This is a genomic window from Actinomycetospora sp. NBRC 106375 (assembly GCF_030269665.1).
In the GTDB taxonomy this organism is placed as follows: Bacteria; Actinomycetota; Actinomycetes; order Mycobacteriales; family Pseudonocardiaceae; genus Actinomycetospora.
In genome coordinates, this window is record NZ_BSTS01000005.1 from 312,980 (window position 1) to 327,396 (window position 14,417).

A 14,417-nucleotide genomic window follows, 5' to 3' on the forward strand; every position below is an offset into this window, starting at 1 on the left:
CTCACCCGAACCGTAGTAGGAGGCCGTACCGGGACCGGGCGGTGGCACGAGCTCGTGCGCCGATCGTGCCCGTAGGCTCGGCCAGGTGAGTGGTCCGACGGTTCCGAACGTGCTCGCGGCGCGGTACGCCTCACCCGAGCTCACCGCGCTGTGGTCGCCCGAGCGCAAGGTGTCGCTGGAGCGGGAGCTCTGGATCGCGGTGCTCTCCGCGCAGCGCGAGCTCGGGGTGGACGTGCCCGACGGCGTCGTCGACGACTACCGCGCCGTCGTGGGCGACGTGGACCTCGCCTCGATCGCGGCGCGGGAGCGCGTGACGCGCCACGACGTGAAGGCGCGCATCGAGGAGTTCGATGCGCTGGCCGGGCACCAGCACGCCCACAAGGGCATGACCAGCCGCGACCTCACCGAGAACGTCGAGCAGCTGCAGGTGCGCGAGTCGCTGCGCCTCGTCGCGGACAAGACGGTGGCGGTGCTGGCCCGGCTCGCCCGTCGTGCCGGCGAGTACGGGGAGCTGGTCATGGCCGGGCGCAGCCACAACGTCGCCGCCCAGGCCACGACCCTCGGCAAGCGGTTCGCCACCGCCGCCGACGAGACGCTCGTGGCGCACCGCCGGGTCGCCGAGCTGATCGACCGCTACCCCCTGCGCGGGATCAAGGGGCCGGTGGGCACCGCCCAGGACATGCTGGGGCTGCTGGGCGGGGACGCCGGCAAGCTCGCCGAGCTGGAGCGCCGCGTCGCCGACCACCTCGGGTTCGGCGAGGTCCTCACGAGCGTCGGGCAGATCTACCCGCGCTCGCTCGACCACGACGTGCTCTCCGCCCTGGTCCAGCTGGCGGCGGGGCCGTCGTCGCTGGCCACGACGATCCGGCTGATGGCCGGCCAGGAGCTGGTCACCGAGGGCTTCCGTCCCGGCCAGGTCGGGTCCAGCGCGATGCCGCACAAGATGAACACCCGCTCCTGCGAGCGCGTCAACGGGCTCGCGGTGGTGCTGCGCGGCAACGCCGCGATGGTCGCGGAGCTCGCCGGCGGGCAGTGGAACGAGGGCGACGTCTCCGACTCCGTCGTGCGCCGCGTCGCCCTGCCCGACGCGTTCTTCGCGATCGACGGGCTGCTCGAGACGATCCTGACGGTCCTCGACGAGTTCGGCGCCTACCCGGCTGTGATCGCCCGCGAGCTCGACCGCTACCTGCCGTTCCTGGCGACGACCGCCGTGCTCATGGCGGCCGTGCGCGCCGGCGTCGGCCGCGAGACCGGCCACGAGATCATCTCCGAGCACGCCCGCGCCGTGGCGCTGGACATGCGCGAGAAGGGCGCCGAGGGCAACGACCTGCTCGCCCGGCTCGGCAGCGACGCCCGCCTCGGGCTCTCCGGCGCCGACCTCGACGCCGCCGTCGGCGACCCACAGGCCTTCGTCGGCGCCGCGGGCGCGCAGATCGCCGAGGTCACCCGGCAGGTGGACGCGCTCGTCGCCGCCCGTCCCGACGCGGCGGCGTACACGCCCGCCCCGATCCTCTAGCCTGCCCGCCCGTGGTCTCGATCAGCACCTACCGGCACCTGGCCTCCGGCAAGGTCCGGGACCTCTACGAGGTCGACGAGGAGACGCTGCTGCTCGTGGCGTCCGACCGGATCTCGGCGTTCGACCACGTCCTGTCCACGCCGATCCCCGACAAGGGGCGCGTGCTCACGGCGATGAGCGTGTTCTGGTTCGAGCTGTTCGGCCAGGAGGACTCGGGCTCGGCCGATGTCGCCGCGCCCCCGGTCGCGAACCACCTGATCGCCGCCCGGGACGACCGCATCCCCGCCGAGGTCCGCGGCCGCGCGCTGCTGGTGCGCCGCCTCGAGATGATCCCCGTCGAGTGCGTCGCCCGCGGCTACCTCGCGGGCTCCGGCACCGCCGACTACCGCCGCGACGGCGCGGTGTGCGGGGTGCCGCTGCCCGACGGGCTCACCGAGGCGAGCATGCTGCCCGGCCCGATCTTCACCCCGGCGACGAAGGCGGCGCTGGGCGAGCACGACGAGAACGTCAGCTTCGAGACCGTCGCGGGGACCGTCGGCCGCGAGCTCGCCGGCGCGCTGCGCGACCAGACCCTGGCGATCTACGCCCGCGGCTCGGCCTACGCCGCCTCGCGCGGGCTCATCCTGGCCGACACGAAGCTCGAGTTCGGGCTCTCGCCCGACGGGGCCCTGGTGCTCGGCGACGAGGTGCTCACCCCGGACTCGTCACGGTTCTGGCCGGCCGAGGGCTACGCGCCGGGCAGCGTGCAGCCGAGCTTCGACAAGCAGTTCGTGCGCGAGTGGCTGACCTCGGAGGCCTCGGGCTGGGACCGTCACTCCGGCGAGGCGCCGCCACCCCTGCCCGACGAGGTGATCGACGCCACCCGGCAGCGCTACATCGAGGCCTACACGCGCCTGACCGGCCGGGAGTGGCCGCCCGCGATGTGACGGCTGACCTGCGACGACGTCCGGCGTGAGGCCGTCGCCGGCCCGAGTCGCGGTGTTCACCCCCCGGTCGCACGGACGGCATCTCCGGCTGGCCTCATGGGGGCGTGATCGTGACGCCGCCGCACGCCTCCGGCGTGGCCGCCCGCCTCCTGGTCTCCGTGTCCGGGCTCGCGCCCGGCGCTCCCCTCGACGCCGCCGTCGCGCTGGCCGACGCCCTTGACGCCCGCCGGGTCCCGGCGACCCTGCTCGCCGGGCCGCGCCCGCACCCCGAGGTCGTCGCGTGGGCGACCGCCCGCCGCCACGTCGGCGACACCGTGCTCCTGCACGGCACCCGGTCCGACGCCGCCGACGCCCGCCGTCCCTACCGGCGGCTGCCCGCCCACGAGGCGGGTCTGCGCCTCACGGCCGCGCTGCGCAGCCGCGACGCCCTCGGCCTCGCGGTCGACGGGTTCGCGGCGCCGGGCTGGGCGGTGTCCGCCGGCACCCGCACCGCCCTCGCGGCGGCCGGTCTCGGGCTGCTCGTCGACGACGCGGGCGTCCACCGCCTCGACGCCGACGGCGCGCCGAGCACCTCCTGGCGTGGGCCGGTCACCGGCCCGGGAGCGCCGCCGCGACGCGTCACCCGTCGCCGCGGGGAGCCCCGGCTGGTGCACCTCGCCCTGCACACCGGCGTCGACCCCGCGGTCGCGTGCGAGCTGGTCGACGACGCCCTCGCGGCCGGGGCGACGCCGCTCGGCGCGGGCGAGCTCGTGTCGCGCCGCGGCCCGCGCCGGGCCCCGGTCACCGGCGACCCCGAGCACTGGTCGATCACGGCATAGGTGCGCTCCGCGCTCGTGAGAAGTGTGGCCGGCTATCGCCGTCCGAACTGCTCACATGGCGAGAGCCACCCCGCGCGGGGCGATCCGGACCTCGGTGCCCTGGGGTTTGAGGTTCGAGAACATCCCGTAGTGCAGGTCGGGGTTCGCCAGGACGGCCTCGTGGATCGGCACCGCGAGCGGCGGCGCCACGGCACGCAGGTAGTCGACGGCCTCGGAGACCTTGAGCCAGGGCGCCGCGGTCGGCAGGAGGAGCACGTCGGGCGTGCGCTCGGGCACGGTGAACGCGTCGCCGGGGTGCAGCACGGTGCCGTCGAGCAGGTAGCCGTTGTTCCGGATCACCGGGATGTCCGGGTGGATCACGGCGTGGTCGTGGCCGACGACGTCGACGGTCGCGCCGCCGACGGTGAAGGACTCGCCGGGCTCGCGGACCGTGTGCGCGATCTCCCGCTCGCGCAGCTGCTCCGCGGTGCCGGGGTCGACGACGAGCTCCGCGTCGGGGCTCTGCTCGAGCAGGGCGGGGAGCTTGTCGAGGTCGAGGTGGTCGAAGTGTTGGTGGGTGATCAGCACCGCGTCGAGCCCCTCGAGGGTCTCGTAGCCCTGCGAGAAGGCGCCGGGGTCGAACAGGATGCGGGCCGAGCCGGTGTCGGCGACGACGCACGCGTGGCCGAGGTGCACGAGTTCCACGCCACCCGAGTTCCCCCTCGCCCGCCCGGTAACCTGGCGGGCGTGGCTCGCGTGATCGTCGACGTCCTGCCGAAGGCCGAGATCCTCGACCCGCAGGGCCAGGCCGTGGCTCGTGCGATGGGTCGGCTCGGGGTGGCCGGGGTGGCGGACGTCCGCCAGGGCAAGCACTTCGAGCTGGAGGTCGACGACACCGTCGGCGACGCCGAGCTCGAGAACATCGCGGCGACGCTGCTGGCGAACCCGGTGATCGAGGAGTGGGTCGTGCGGAGGGTGTCGTGACGGGAGCCCGCATCGGGGTGATCACGTTCCCGGGCACGCTGGACGACGTCGACGCCGCCCGGGCCGTGCGCTACGCCGGGGGCGAGGCCGTCGAGCTGTGGCACGACGACGCCGACCTGCGCGGGGTCGACGCCGTGGTGGTGCCCGGCGGGTTCTCCTACGGCGACTACCTGCGTGCCGGCGCCATCGCCGCCCGCTCGCCGGTGATGGGCCCGGTCGTCGAGGCCGGCCGCGCCGGTATGCCCGTGCTCGGCATCTGCAACGGGTTCCAGATCCTCTGCGAGGCCGGTCTGCTTCCGGGGGCGCTCGTGCGCAACCAGGGCCTGCGGTTCGTCTGCCGCGAGGTCGGGCTGCGCGTCGAGGCCGCCACCGCCTGGACCGCGGGGTTCACCGTCGGCCAGGACATCCGGGTTCCGCTGAAGTCCGGCGAGGGGCGCTACGTCGCCGACACCGCGACCCTGGACGCGCTCGAGGCCGAGGGCCGCGTGGTGTTCCGCTACACCGAGCCCGCGCCCAACGGCGCGCTGCGCGACATCGCGGGCATCAGCTCGGCCGACGGCCGCGTCGTGGGCCTCATGCCGCACCCCGAGCACGCGATCGACGCGCTCACCGGCCCGGGCACCGACGGCCTGGGCCTGTTCACCTCGGTCGTGGCGGGCCTCACGACGGCGGCGTAGCCGACGGGCACGCAGGCGTCGAAGGAGCCCGTGGGCGCCGGTCGGCTCGGAGGGCCTACGGCAGCAGCGTGACCCGCAGCTCCCACAGGTCGGCGTAGACCATCAGCATCCGGCCGCCGAGGTGCAGCACCAGCGCGCGCATCTCGTCGGGCCGCTCGACGTGGGTGAGCAGGCGCGACACGTCCTCGACGGCCTCGCCCACCACCTCGTCGAACGGCTCGTGCGCCGAGACGTCGCGACCGCCCGGCTCCGCCGGCTGCGTCGCGGGCAGCAGCGGGACGACGGTGTCGCCCCGCGCCCCGGGTGCCAGCGCCAGCACCACGACACCGCCGGCGCCGTCGTCGATCAGGAACTCGAGCATGCCGGCGGCGGTGTCGACGTGCGCGCGGACGCTCTCGGGAACACGGCCCGCGAGCTCGAGATCGTGGCGGCGGACGCCGAGCAGGTCGCGGTCGAGCACGAGGTGGAGCCCGGCGAGAGCGTCGGCTGCCCCCGGCGCGGGCGGGTCCCCGGCCGTGTCACCGGAGGCCGAACCGGTCGCCGTGGAGACGGAGGCGGTGGTCATGGCTCCATGATGTATCGAGGGTCCGACACCCCCGGGTATTGCCCGACACGCCCGCGCCGTGTCGCGACGAAACGACCGTGTTGGCCCATGAGCGGCCATCCGATCGAGCGAACGGGTTAGCACGCTGGAACATGTGGTGGTGCACACGGTGGGCGTGTGGTGAACGTCGGTCGATGGAAGTGATGAGGCGGTCGTTCGGGGGTTTGTCGACCGCACGTCGTGGGTAGCGACGCGCTCACCGTGCGCGACCGTCAGGTGAGCCCCGTCCCGGGCCCCGTCGGGCCGCCCGTGACTGCGCCTACCCTCGTCGTCGTGACCGTCCCCCCGGGTCCGGCCCCCGTGCACCCCGTGATCCCCGACACACCCGCTGCTCCCCCGGCCCCCGACTCCGTCGGCCGCGCCGCCGCGACGCCCGACGAACCGCAGCCACACGCCGCGCTCGGTCTGCGCGACGAGGAGTACGCGCGCATCCGCGCGATCCTCGGGCGGCGCCCGACCGAGGCCGAGCTCGCCATGTACTCGGTGATGTGGTCCGAGCACTGCTCCTACAAGTCCTCGAAGGTCCACCTGCGGCGCTTCGGCGAGACGACCACCGAGGCCATGCGCGCCCGGCTGCTCGCGGGCATCGGCGAGAACGCGGGCGTGGTGGACGTCGGCGACGGGTGGGCCGTCACGTTCAAGATCGAGTCACACAACCACCCTTCCTACGTCGAGCCGCACCAGGGCGCCGCCACCGGCGTCGGCGGGATCGTGCGCGACATCATGGCCATGGGCGCGCGGCCGGTCGCGGTGATGGACGGGCTGCGGGTCGGCCCGCTCGACGCCCCGGACACCGCGCGGGTCCTGCCCGGTGTCGTCTCCGGCGTCGGCTTCTACGGCAACTGCCTGGGGCTGCCCAACATCGGCGGCGAGGTCGTCTTCGACCCGAGCTACGCGGGCAACCCGCTCGTCAACGCCCTGTGCGTCGGCGTCCTGCGCCACGAGGACCTGCACCTCGCGTTCGCCTCGGGCGCCGGCAACAAGATCGTGCTGTTCGGGGCGCGCACGGGGCTGGACGGGATCGGCGGCGTCTCGGTCCTGGCGTCGGAGACCTTCGCCGAGGACACCGGTCGCAAGAAGCTGCCGAGCGTCCAGGTCGGCGACCCCTTCGCCGAGAAGGTGCTCATCGAGTGCTGCCTCGACCTGTTCCGTGACGGCCTCGTCGTCGGCATCCAGGACCTCGGCGGCGCCGGGCTGTCGTGCGCGACGAGCGAGCTCGCGAGCGCCGGTGACGGCGGCATGCACGTCGACCTCGACGCGGTGCCCCTGCGCGCCGAGAACATGACGGCCGCCGAGATCCTCTCCAGCGAGTCGCAGGAGCGGATGTGCGCCGTGGTCACGCCGAAGAACGTCGACGCGTTCATGGCCGTCTGCCGGCGCTGGGACGTCACCGCCACCGTGATCGGCGAGGTCACCGACGGCGAGCACCTGCAGATCACCCACCGCGGCGAGACCGTCGTCGACGTCCCGCCGCGCACCGTCGCCCACGACGGGCCGGTCTACGAGCGCCCCTACGCCCGGCCGGACTGGCAGGACGCGCTGCAGGCCGACACCGTCGCCGGGCGGCCGCGGCCCACCGCACCCGACGAGATCGCCACGCAGATCCGCGCGCTGGTGGCCTCGCCCGCCCTCGCGCCGCGGACCTGGGTCACCGAGCAGTACGACCGCTACGTCCGCGGCAACACCACCGCGGCCACACCCGCCGACGCCGGGATCGTGCGCGTCGACGAGGCCGGCGGCCGGGGCGTCGCCGTGTCGATCGACGCCAACGCCCGGTTCTGCCAGCTCGACCCGCGCGCCGGTGCGCAGCTCGCCCTCGCCGAGTCGGTGCGCAACGTGGCCTCGAGCGGCGCGGTCCCGGTGGCCGTCACCGACTGCCTCAACTTCGGCTCGCCCGAGGACCCGGCGGTGATGTGGCAGTTCGCCGAGGCCGTGGGCGGCCTGGCCGAGGCCTGTGCGGCCCTGGCCCTCCCGGTCACCGGCGGCAACGTCAGCTTCTACAACCAGACGGGCACCGCCGCGATCCTGCCGACGCCGGTGGTCGGGGTGCTGGGGATCCTCGCCGACGTCGCACGGGCCGTCCCCCACGGCCTCGGGCCCGAGGGGCACGCCGTCTGGCTGCTCGGCGGGACCCGCGACGAGCTCGACGGCTCGACCTGGGCCGGCGTGCTGCACGACCACCTCGGCGGCACCCCGCCCCGCGTGGACCTCGCCGCCGAGGCCCGGCTCGCCGCCCTCATGGCCTCCGCGGGTGCGGACGGCCTGCTCTCCGGCGCGCACGACCTCTCCGACGGCGGCCTCGCCCAGGCCCTCGTCGAGGCCGCGCTCGCGACGGGTCGCGGCGCGACGGTCACCGGGCCGCCGGCCCCCGGGCTGGACCTCGCGACCGTGCTCTTCTCCGAGTCCGGCGCGCGGATGCTCGTCACGGTCGCGCCGGGCGACGAGCCGGAGCTGGCCCGCCGCTGCGCCGAGGCCGGCCAGCCCGCCGCCCGGCTCGGCGAGGTCGGCGGTGACGTGCTGCGCATCGAGGGCGTCGACGCCCTCCCGCTCGCGGAGCTCCGCGCCCTCGGCGAGGCCACCCTCCCCGCCGCCCTCGACTGACCCCTGGGCGTCGCCCGGGGTGGTTGCAGCGAACGCCCTATCGGCGTGCTCAGCTGGACGTTCGCTGCTTCTACGCGCGTGAAGTCCCCGTTGATCACGGGAGGTGGCGGCGCGTCGGGAGGGCGGGCGCCGCGAGGGGGCACGCTGCGCATGATCGTTGGGCCCGGACGCCTGCGGAACGTGCCGGTCGTGTCGGCAGCCGGGTCGCGGTCGAGATCAGGAGCGCGTCAGGCACCTCCGGGCGCCCGCCGACGTGCACGGCGCGCCCCTGATCTCCGAGCGTTCGAGCGTGTGGCGCTACGGACACTCGGTGTCAGCGGTGGCCCACCGCTGACACCCCGGTGATCGAAGTACCGATACGGACGCTCTCAGCGTCGATGAGGGGAGCACGCCGATAGGGGCACTTCGCTGGCACGTCACCCCAGTGCTGCGGCGAAGGCGGCGCCGTAGCGCCGGTAGCCGCGGCCGTTGGGGTGGGCGAAGTCGGGGCCGGAGTCGAGGACGCGGTTGATGTCGTGGGTCGCGGCTTCGAGCGCGACGGGGCGCAGACCCGGGTGGGCGGCGACGACCTCGCGGGCGATCTCGGCGAGCACGATCCCGCGCTCGCGCACCACGCCGCGCTGCAGGTCGGGCACGTCGGCGACGAGCGACCCGGCGGGCAGCGCCGCGCACAGGGTCTCCAGGTCGCGGCGGAAGGCGTCGACGGGCGTGTCCTGCGCGGCGTCGTTGGTGCCGACGGCGAGCGCGATCAGCGCGGTGGGGTCGGTGAACGCCTCCGGCGGCACGGCCGGGAGCTGGTCGGCGACGACGTCGGCGGCGGTGGCGCCGCAGACGCCGAGGTTCACCACCCGGACCCGCACGCCGTCGCGGGCCTCGATGGCGTCGGCGAGCCGGCCCGCCCAGGACCGTTCGGGGTGCACCGCGCCCAGCCCCTGCGCCAGCGAGTCGCCGAGCGCCACGAGCAGCACGCCCCCGGGGCTGCGCCGGCGACGCCGCCAGTACGCGGCGTGGTCGGGCTCCATCGTCGCCGCGCCCCACAGCCGCCAGGCCTGCCACGCGAACGGTGCGAGGACGCCGAGCAGGACGAGGGAGCGGACGCACGGCACGCCCCTATCCTGGACGACCGTGCCCCGCCGAGCCCCCGACCCCGCCCATGTGCGGGAGGACCTCCTGGCCGTGGTGCCCTGGGTCCGGGACCCGGACACCGTGGAGCGTCCGCCGCGCCCCGTGCTCGCGGCCGCCGTGCGCTCGTCGCTGCGGAGCCTGGAGCACCGCGCCCCCGGCCATTCCGTGGAGGTCCGCGTCCCGCCGTTCGGGGCGGTGCAGTGCATCGAAGGCCCGCGGCACACCCGGGGCACCCCGCCCAACGTCGTCGAGACCGACGCGGCGACCTGGCTGGCCCTCGCGCTCGGCCTCCTGACCTGGGAGGGCGCGACCGACCGGGTCTCGGTCTCCGGGCACCGCGCGCCCGAGATCGCCCGATGGCTCCCGGTGGTGGATGTTCACCGAACGAGTGAGAACGGCTGAGCCGTACCGGTAGTGCCCGTACTATCGCCATGACCGGACCGTGACCACACTGCTGGTCCAGGGGAGGGGAGGCCCGGTTGGAGCGGCCGAGCTGGGTTCCCGACGGCGTGGACGTCGAGCGACCGAGCGCCGCGCGCGTGTACGACCACTACCTGGGCGGGCTGCACAACTTCGCGGCCGACCGGGCCATGGCGGCCGCCGCGGTCGCCGACTGGCCCGAGCTGCCGAGGATCATGCAGGCGAACCGCGCCTTCCTGCGCCGCGCCGTGCGCCACCTCGCCGACCAGGGCATCGACCAGTTCCTCGACATCGGCTCGGGGATCCCGACGGTCGGCAACGTCCACGAGGTCGCCCAGGCCGTGCGCCCCGACGCCCGGGTGGTCTACGTCGACATCGACCCGGTGGCGGTCGCCCACTCGCGCGCCCTGCTCGCCGACGACCCGCGGACGGGCGTCGTCCAGGCCGACCTGGTGGACGTCGACGGGGTGCTCGGGGCGCCGGCGACGCGGTCGCTGCTCGATCTCTCGCGACCGGTCGGGCTGCTCGTCGTCGCCCTGCTGCACTTCGTCGGTGACGAGCGCCGGCCGGCGGACGTGCTCGCGCGCTACCGGGAGGCGTTGGCGCCGGGCAGCCACCTGGTGATCAGCCACGCGAGCGCGGACGGCGCCCCCGACCGCGCCGGCGAGCACCAGTCGCTCTACCGCCGCACGGCCACCCCGATGACGATGCGCACGCGCGACGAGGTCGCCGGGCTGCTCGACGGCTTCACGCTCGTCGAGCCGGGTCTGGTGTTCCTGCCGCAGTGGCGCCCCGACGACCCGTCCGCGCCGCTCACGGCGCCCGAGCGCTTCACCGGCTACGCCGCCGTGGGCCGTCGTGACTGAGCGCGTGCCCGCCGCTCCCGGGAGCGGCCGTCGGCCGGGAGCCGACCCCGTCGACACCCTGGCCGCCGCGTGGGCCGACGAGGTCGAGGGCACCAGTTACGTGCCGATGGCGTCCGACGAGCTGCAGGCGCACCTGCGCGAGCTCGCCGTCATGGTGGTCGACGCCGTCCTCGCCGACCCGCCGCGCCCCGAGGACGGCGCGGAGGTCGGGCGCCGCCTCGTCGCGGCCCACTTCACCGGCACGGCGACCGTCGAGCGGACGCTGGTGATGCTGACCGAGCAGATCCCCGCGCTGTACGGGCCGGGGACGGGCCCCGCCGTCCACGCCGTCACCGCGGCGCTCGCCGCCGGGTACGCCGCGACGCTGCGGGACCGCACCCTCGACGAGCAGGAGGCCATCCGGCGGGCGGTGCTCGTCGCGCGCCACCACACCGAGCAGGCTCTGCACGCCAGCGAGGCCCGGTTCCGCGCGATTTTCCACGAGGCCGCGATCGGGATCGGGCTCGGCGACATGGAGGGGCGCATCCTCGAGGTCAACCCGTCGATGATGCGCATCTTCGGGCACACCGCCGACGAGTTCCGTCGGCTGCGCGTCAGCGACCTCGCCCACCGCGACGACGCGCGGTCGGTCTGGGAGCTCTACGAGCGCCTGGTGCGGGGCGAGATCGACAACTTCCGCCTCGAGAAGCGGTTCTACCGGCGCACCGGCGAGGAGATCGTCGGGCACCTGACGCTGTCGCTGGTGCGCGACGAGGAGGGCAGGCCCGCCTACCAGCTCGCGATGCTCGAGGACGTCACCGACCGGCACCGCCTGCAGGAGCACCTCGCCTACCAGGCCTACCACGACCCGCTGACCACGCTGGCCAACCGCGCGCGCTTCACCGAGCGCCTCGAGCGGGTGTTCGCCGAGGCCGGGCCGGACTCCACGCGGCGGGTCGGCGTGTGCTTCCTCGACCTCGACGGCTTCAAGACCATCAACGACAGCCTCGGCCACGGTGTCGGCGACCTCATGCTCCAGGAGGTCGCCCGGCGACTGGAGAACTGCACCCGCGAGGGCGAGCTGGTCGCGCGCTCGGGCGGGGACGAGTTCGTGGTGCTCGTCGAGGACTCCCACGGCGTCGACCGCCTCGTGACCCTCGCCGACCGGCTGCTGGCCGCCCTCTCGCCGCCGCTGCCCCTGGCCGGGCAGGAGCTCTCGGTCGGCGCGAGCATCGGCGTCGTCGAACAGGCCGTCCGCGAGACCAACGCCGTCGACCTCATGCGGGCCGCGGACATCACGCTCTACACGGCCAAGGCCGAGGGTCGCGGCCGCTGGGCCGTGCACGACCCGGGCCGAGACGAGGCCGAGACCGCCCGCTTCACGCTCTCGGCCGCGCTGCCCTCGGCCGTGGCGCACGGCGAGTTCTTCGTGCTCTACCAGCCGCTGGTGTCGCTGGCCGACCACCGCGTCCGCGGTGTCGAGGCGCTGGTGCGCTGGCAGCACCCGCGCCTCGGCGTGCTCTCGCCGTCGCTGTTCATCGGGCCCGCCGAGGAGACCGGCGTCATCGTGGCGCTCGGGCGGGCGGTGCTGGAGATGGCGTGCCGTGACGCACGCGACTGGTACGCCGAGTTCGGCGACGGCGCCCCGTTCGTCAGCGTCAACGTCGCGCCGCGCCAGCTCCACGAACCCGGGCTGGTGGCCGAGGTGGCCGCGCTGCTCGACCGCACCGGCCTGCCGTCGCACCGCCTGCAGGTCGAGCTCACCGAGCGCGCGCTCACCACCGACGAGGGCGCCCCGCTCAAGGCCCTCGACGGCCTGCGGGCCATGGGCGTGCGCATCGCCGTCGACGACTTCGGCACCGGCTACTCGAACCTCTCCTACCTGCGGAAACTCCCCGTCGACGTGATCAAGCTCGACGGCTCCTTCGGCGAGGGCCTGCGCGAGGAGGAGCTCTCGGACGAGGTCGACGAGCGCATCGTCGGCACCCTCGTCTCGCTCGGCCACGCGCTCGACCTCACCGTCACCGCCGAGGGCGTCGAGACCGCGGCACAGGCGACCCGGCTGCGGGCGCTCGGGTGCGACGAGGGCCAGGGCTGGCTCTTCGCGCCGGCGCTGCCCGCCGCCGACGTCGCGGACCTGCTGCGCCGGGGCGCGCCGCTGGCCGTCACGACCGGCCGCTGAGAGCCGCGTCGCGGTCCCCGGGACGGGCCGGTGCGCGTAGGCTGGGTCCCGGCACGACTCGTGGCATCACCGTCGACAAGGAGCCGTCCCGGTGGACCCAGCCGGACCCGATCCACGGCCCGCCCTCACCACGACGCCTTCCACCTCCCCGCCTCCCGAGGCGCCGTCGTTCGACGACGGGCCGAAGGAGGAGTGCGGCGTCTTCGGTGTCTGGGCCCCCGGCGAGGAGGTCGCGAAGCTCACCTACTTCGGGCTCTTCGCGCTCCAGCACCGCGGCCAGGAGGCCGCCGGGATGGCCGTCAGCGACGGCCGACAGATCGTCGTGTTCAAGGACCTCGGGCTGGTCAGCCAGGTCTTCGACGAGCAGACGCTGTCGTCCCTGCGCGGCCACCTCGCGGTCGGCCACACGCGCTACTCGACCACGGGCTCGCCCACCTGGGAGAACGCCCAGCCGACCTTCCGCACCACCGCGGCGGGCACCGGGCTGGCGCTGGGGCACAACGGCAACCTGGTCAACACCGCCGAGCTCGTCCGCCGCCGGGACGGCGCCGCGGCCGGCAACGGGCACGCGCACCGCGCGCACCGGGGGCGCTCGGCGCTCGACGGCGCCACCACCGACTCCGACGTCGTCACCGGGCTGCTCGCCGACTCCGCGGCCGACCTCGGGGTCGAGGAGGCGGCGCTGCGGCTGCTGCCCGACCTGCAGGGCGCGTTCAGCCTCGCCTTCTGCGACGAGACCACGCTCTACGCCGCCCGCGACCGCCACGGCGTGCGCCCGCTGGTGCTGGGCCGCCTCGACCGCGGCTGGGTCGTGGCCTCCGAGACCGCAGCGCTGGACATCGTCGGCGCCTCGTTCGTCCGCGAGGTCGAGCCCGGTGAGCTGATCGCCATCGACGCCGAGGGCCTGCGCAGCTCCCGCTTCGCCGCGCCGGAGCCGAAGGGCTGCATCTTCGAGTACGTCTACCTCGCCCGCCCCGACACCTCGATCGCCGGCCGGGGCGTGCACTCCGCGCGGGTCGAGATCGGGCGCCGGCTCGCCGGCGAGCACCCCGCCGAGGCCGACCTCGTCATCCCCGTGCCCGAGTCGGGCACGCCGGCCGCGATCGGCTACGCCGAGGGCTCGGGCATCCCCTACGGCCAGGGCCTGGTCAAGAACGCCTACGTGGGCCGCACCTTCATCCAGCCCTCGCAGACCATCCGCCAGCTGGGCATCCGGCTCAAGCTCAACCCGCTCCGCGAGATCATCCGCGGCAAGCGCCTCGTGGTCGTCGACGACTCGATCGTCCGCGGCAACACCCAGCGCTCGCTGGTGCGGATGCTGCGCGAGGCGGGCGCGGTCGAGGTGCACGTGCGCATCGCGAGCCCGCCGGTGCGCTGGCCCTGCTTCTACGGCATCGACTTCGCCTCGCGGGCCGAGCTCATCGCCAACGGCCTCGACGACGAGGGCGTGCGCCGCTCCGTCGGGGCGGACAGCCTGGGCTACATCTCCCAGGAAGGTCTCGTCGCGGCGACCGACCAGCCGCGGTCGCGGCTGTGCACGGCGTGCTTCTCCGGCGAGTACCCGATCCCGCTGCCCTCGGACGCGATGGTCGGCAAGCACCTCCTCGAGGACGTCACCGGCGCCAGCTGCGGCGACGGCGACTCCGGCGGACCCGTGGTGCACACCGGACGGACGACCGGCGAGCTGCTCGGCAGCCCGGGATACGGTGCCGAGGACGCCCTGAGCCGTCCCTGACGCCC

General features: G+C 74.8%; 13 protein-coding genes. 10 read left to right on the top strand and 3 right to left on the bottom strand.

Annotation, left to right across the window (positions count from 1 at the left end):
* Window positions 1-85 precede the first annotated feature (85 nt).
* The 3 genes from purB (at window position 86) to QSK03_RS11105 (ending at window position 3,260) form a co-directional block, all read left to right on the top strand.
* A complete protein-coding gene (purB, locus tag QSK03_RS11095; RefSeq protein ID WP_285651584.1) occupies window positions 86-1,516 on the top strand; it encodes an adenylosuccinate lyase in 1,431 nt (476 codons plus the stop codon).
* 11 nt (window positions 1,517-1,527) lie between these two features.
* Window positions 1,528-2,442: a phosphoribosylaminoimidazolesuccinocarboxamide synthase gene (locus QSK03_RS11100; protein ID WP_285651586.1), complete on the top strand. Its 915-nt coding sequence runs from the start codon at window positions 1,528-1,530 to the stop codon at window positions 2,440-2,442.
* A gap of 104 nt (window positions 2,443-2,546) precedes the next feature.
* Entirely contained in the window at window positions 2,547-3,260 is a 714-nt protein-coding gene (locus tag QSK03_RS11105) for a DUF2334 domain-containing protein (protein ID WP_285651588.1), read from the top strand.
* Between the two features lie 51 nt (window positions 3,261-3,311).
* On the opposite strand, the gene QSK03_RS11110 is transcribed toward QSK03_RS11105, so the two are convergent.
* A complete protein-coding gene (locus tag QSK03_RS11110; RefSeq protein WP_285651592.1) occupies window positions 3,312-3,944 on the bottom strand; it encodes an MBL fold metallo-hydrolase in 633 nt (210 codons plus the stop codon).
* Window positions 3,945-3,986: 42 nt separating this feature from the next.
* On the opposite strand from QSK03_RS11110, the gene purS reads away from it, so the two are divergent.
* Both purS and purQ read left to right on the top strand, forming a co-directional pair.
* The gene (purS, locus tag QSK03_RS11115) at window positions 3,987-4,223 is read left to right on the top strand and encodes a phosphoribosylformylglycinamidine synthase subunit PurS (RefSeq protein ID WP_285651594.1); all 237 of its coding nucleotides are present in this window, start codon (window positions 3,987-3,989) and stop codon (window positions 4,221-4,223) included.
* Window positions 4,220-4,900, top strand: a complete 681-nt coding sequence (gene purQ, locus QSK03_RS11120; protein WP_285651597.1) for a phosphoribosylformylglycinamidine synthase subunit PurQ — start codon at window positions 4,220-4,222, stop codon at window positions 4,898-4,900. Before purS ends, purQ begins: the two co-directional genes overlap by 4 nt.
* A 55-nt stretch (window positions 4,901-4,955) precedes the next feature.
* On the opposite strand, the gene QSK03_RS11125 is transcribed toward purQ, so the two are convergent.
* On the bottom strand, window positions 4,956-5,465 hold the full coding sequence (locus tag QSK03_RS11125; protein WP_285651599.1) for a hypothetical protein: 510 nt from the start codon (window positions 5,463-5,465) through the stop codon (window positions 4,956-4,958).
* Window positions 5,466-5,813: 348 nt separating this feature from the next.
* On the opposite strand from QSK03_RS11125, the gene purL reads away from it, so the two are divergent.
* Complete coding sequence (gene purL / locus QSK03_RS11130; RefSeq protein ID WP_285651746.1) at window positions 5,814-8,105, top strand: phosphoribosylformylglycinamidine synthase subunit PurL; 2,292 nt, start codon at window positions 5,814-5,816, stop codon at window positions 8,103-8,105.
* A gap of 416 nt (window positions 8,106-8,521) precedes the next feature.
* On the opposite strand, the gene QSK03_RS11135 is transcribed toward purL, so the two are convergent.
* Window positions 8,522-9,211 carry an SGNH/GDSL hydrolase family protein gene (locus QSK03_RS11135; protein ID WP_285651601.1) on the bottom strand — a complete coding sequence of 230 codons (690 nt, stop codon included), beginning with the start codon at window positions 9,209-9,211 and terminating at the stop codon, window positions 8,522-8,524.
* Window positions 9,212-9,230: 19 nt separating this feature from the next.
* Here QSK03_RS11135 and QSK03_RS11140 point away from each other — a divergent pair, with 19 nt between their 5' ends.
* The 4 genes from QSK03_RS11140 (at window position 9,231) to purF (ending at window position 14,412) form a co-directional block, all read left to right on the top strand.
* The gene (locus tag QSK03_RS11140; RefSeq protein WP_285651604.1) at window positions 9,231-9,632 is read left to right on the top strand and encodes a sterol carrier family protein; all 402 of its coding nucleotides are present in this window, start codon (window positions 9,231-9,233) and stop codon (window positions 9,630-9,632) included.
* Window positions 9,633-9,709: 77 nt separating this feature from the next.
* The gene (locus QSK03_RS11145) at window positions 9,710-10,516 is read left to right on the top strand and encodes an SAM-dependent methyltransferase (RefSeq protein ID WP_285651607.1); all 807 of its coding nucleotides are present in this window, start codon (window positions 9,710-9,712) and stop codon (window positions 10,514-10,516) included.
* Window positions 10,509-12,677 carry a putative bifunctional diguanylate cyclase/phosphodiesterase gene (locus QSK03_RS11150; RefSeq protein ID WP_285651608.1) on the top strand — a complete coding sequence of 723 codons (2,169 nt, stop codon included), beginning with the start codon at window positions 10,509-10,511 and terminating at the stop codon, window positions 12,675-12,677. The genes QSK03_RS11145 and QSK03_RS11150 overlap by 8 nt, the downstream gene beginning before the upstream one ends.
* 91 nt (window positions 12,678-12,768) lie before the next feature.
* Window positions 12,769-14,412: an amidophosphoribosyltransferase gene (gene purF, locus QSK03_RS11155; RefSeq protein WP_285651611.1), complete on the top strand. Its 1,644-nt coding sequence runs from the start codon at window positions 12,769-12,771 to the stop codon at window positions 14,410-14,412.
* The last annotated feature ends 5 nt before the right edge of the window (window positions 14,413-14,417 follow it).

Bases quoted from the DNA above. Each gene is read 5' to 3' on its own strand.
- QSK03_RS11125 (WP_285651599.1), bottom strand. From the start codon at position 5,465: ATGACCACCGCCTCCGTCTCCACGGCGACCGGTTCGGCCTCCGGTGAC.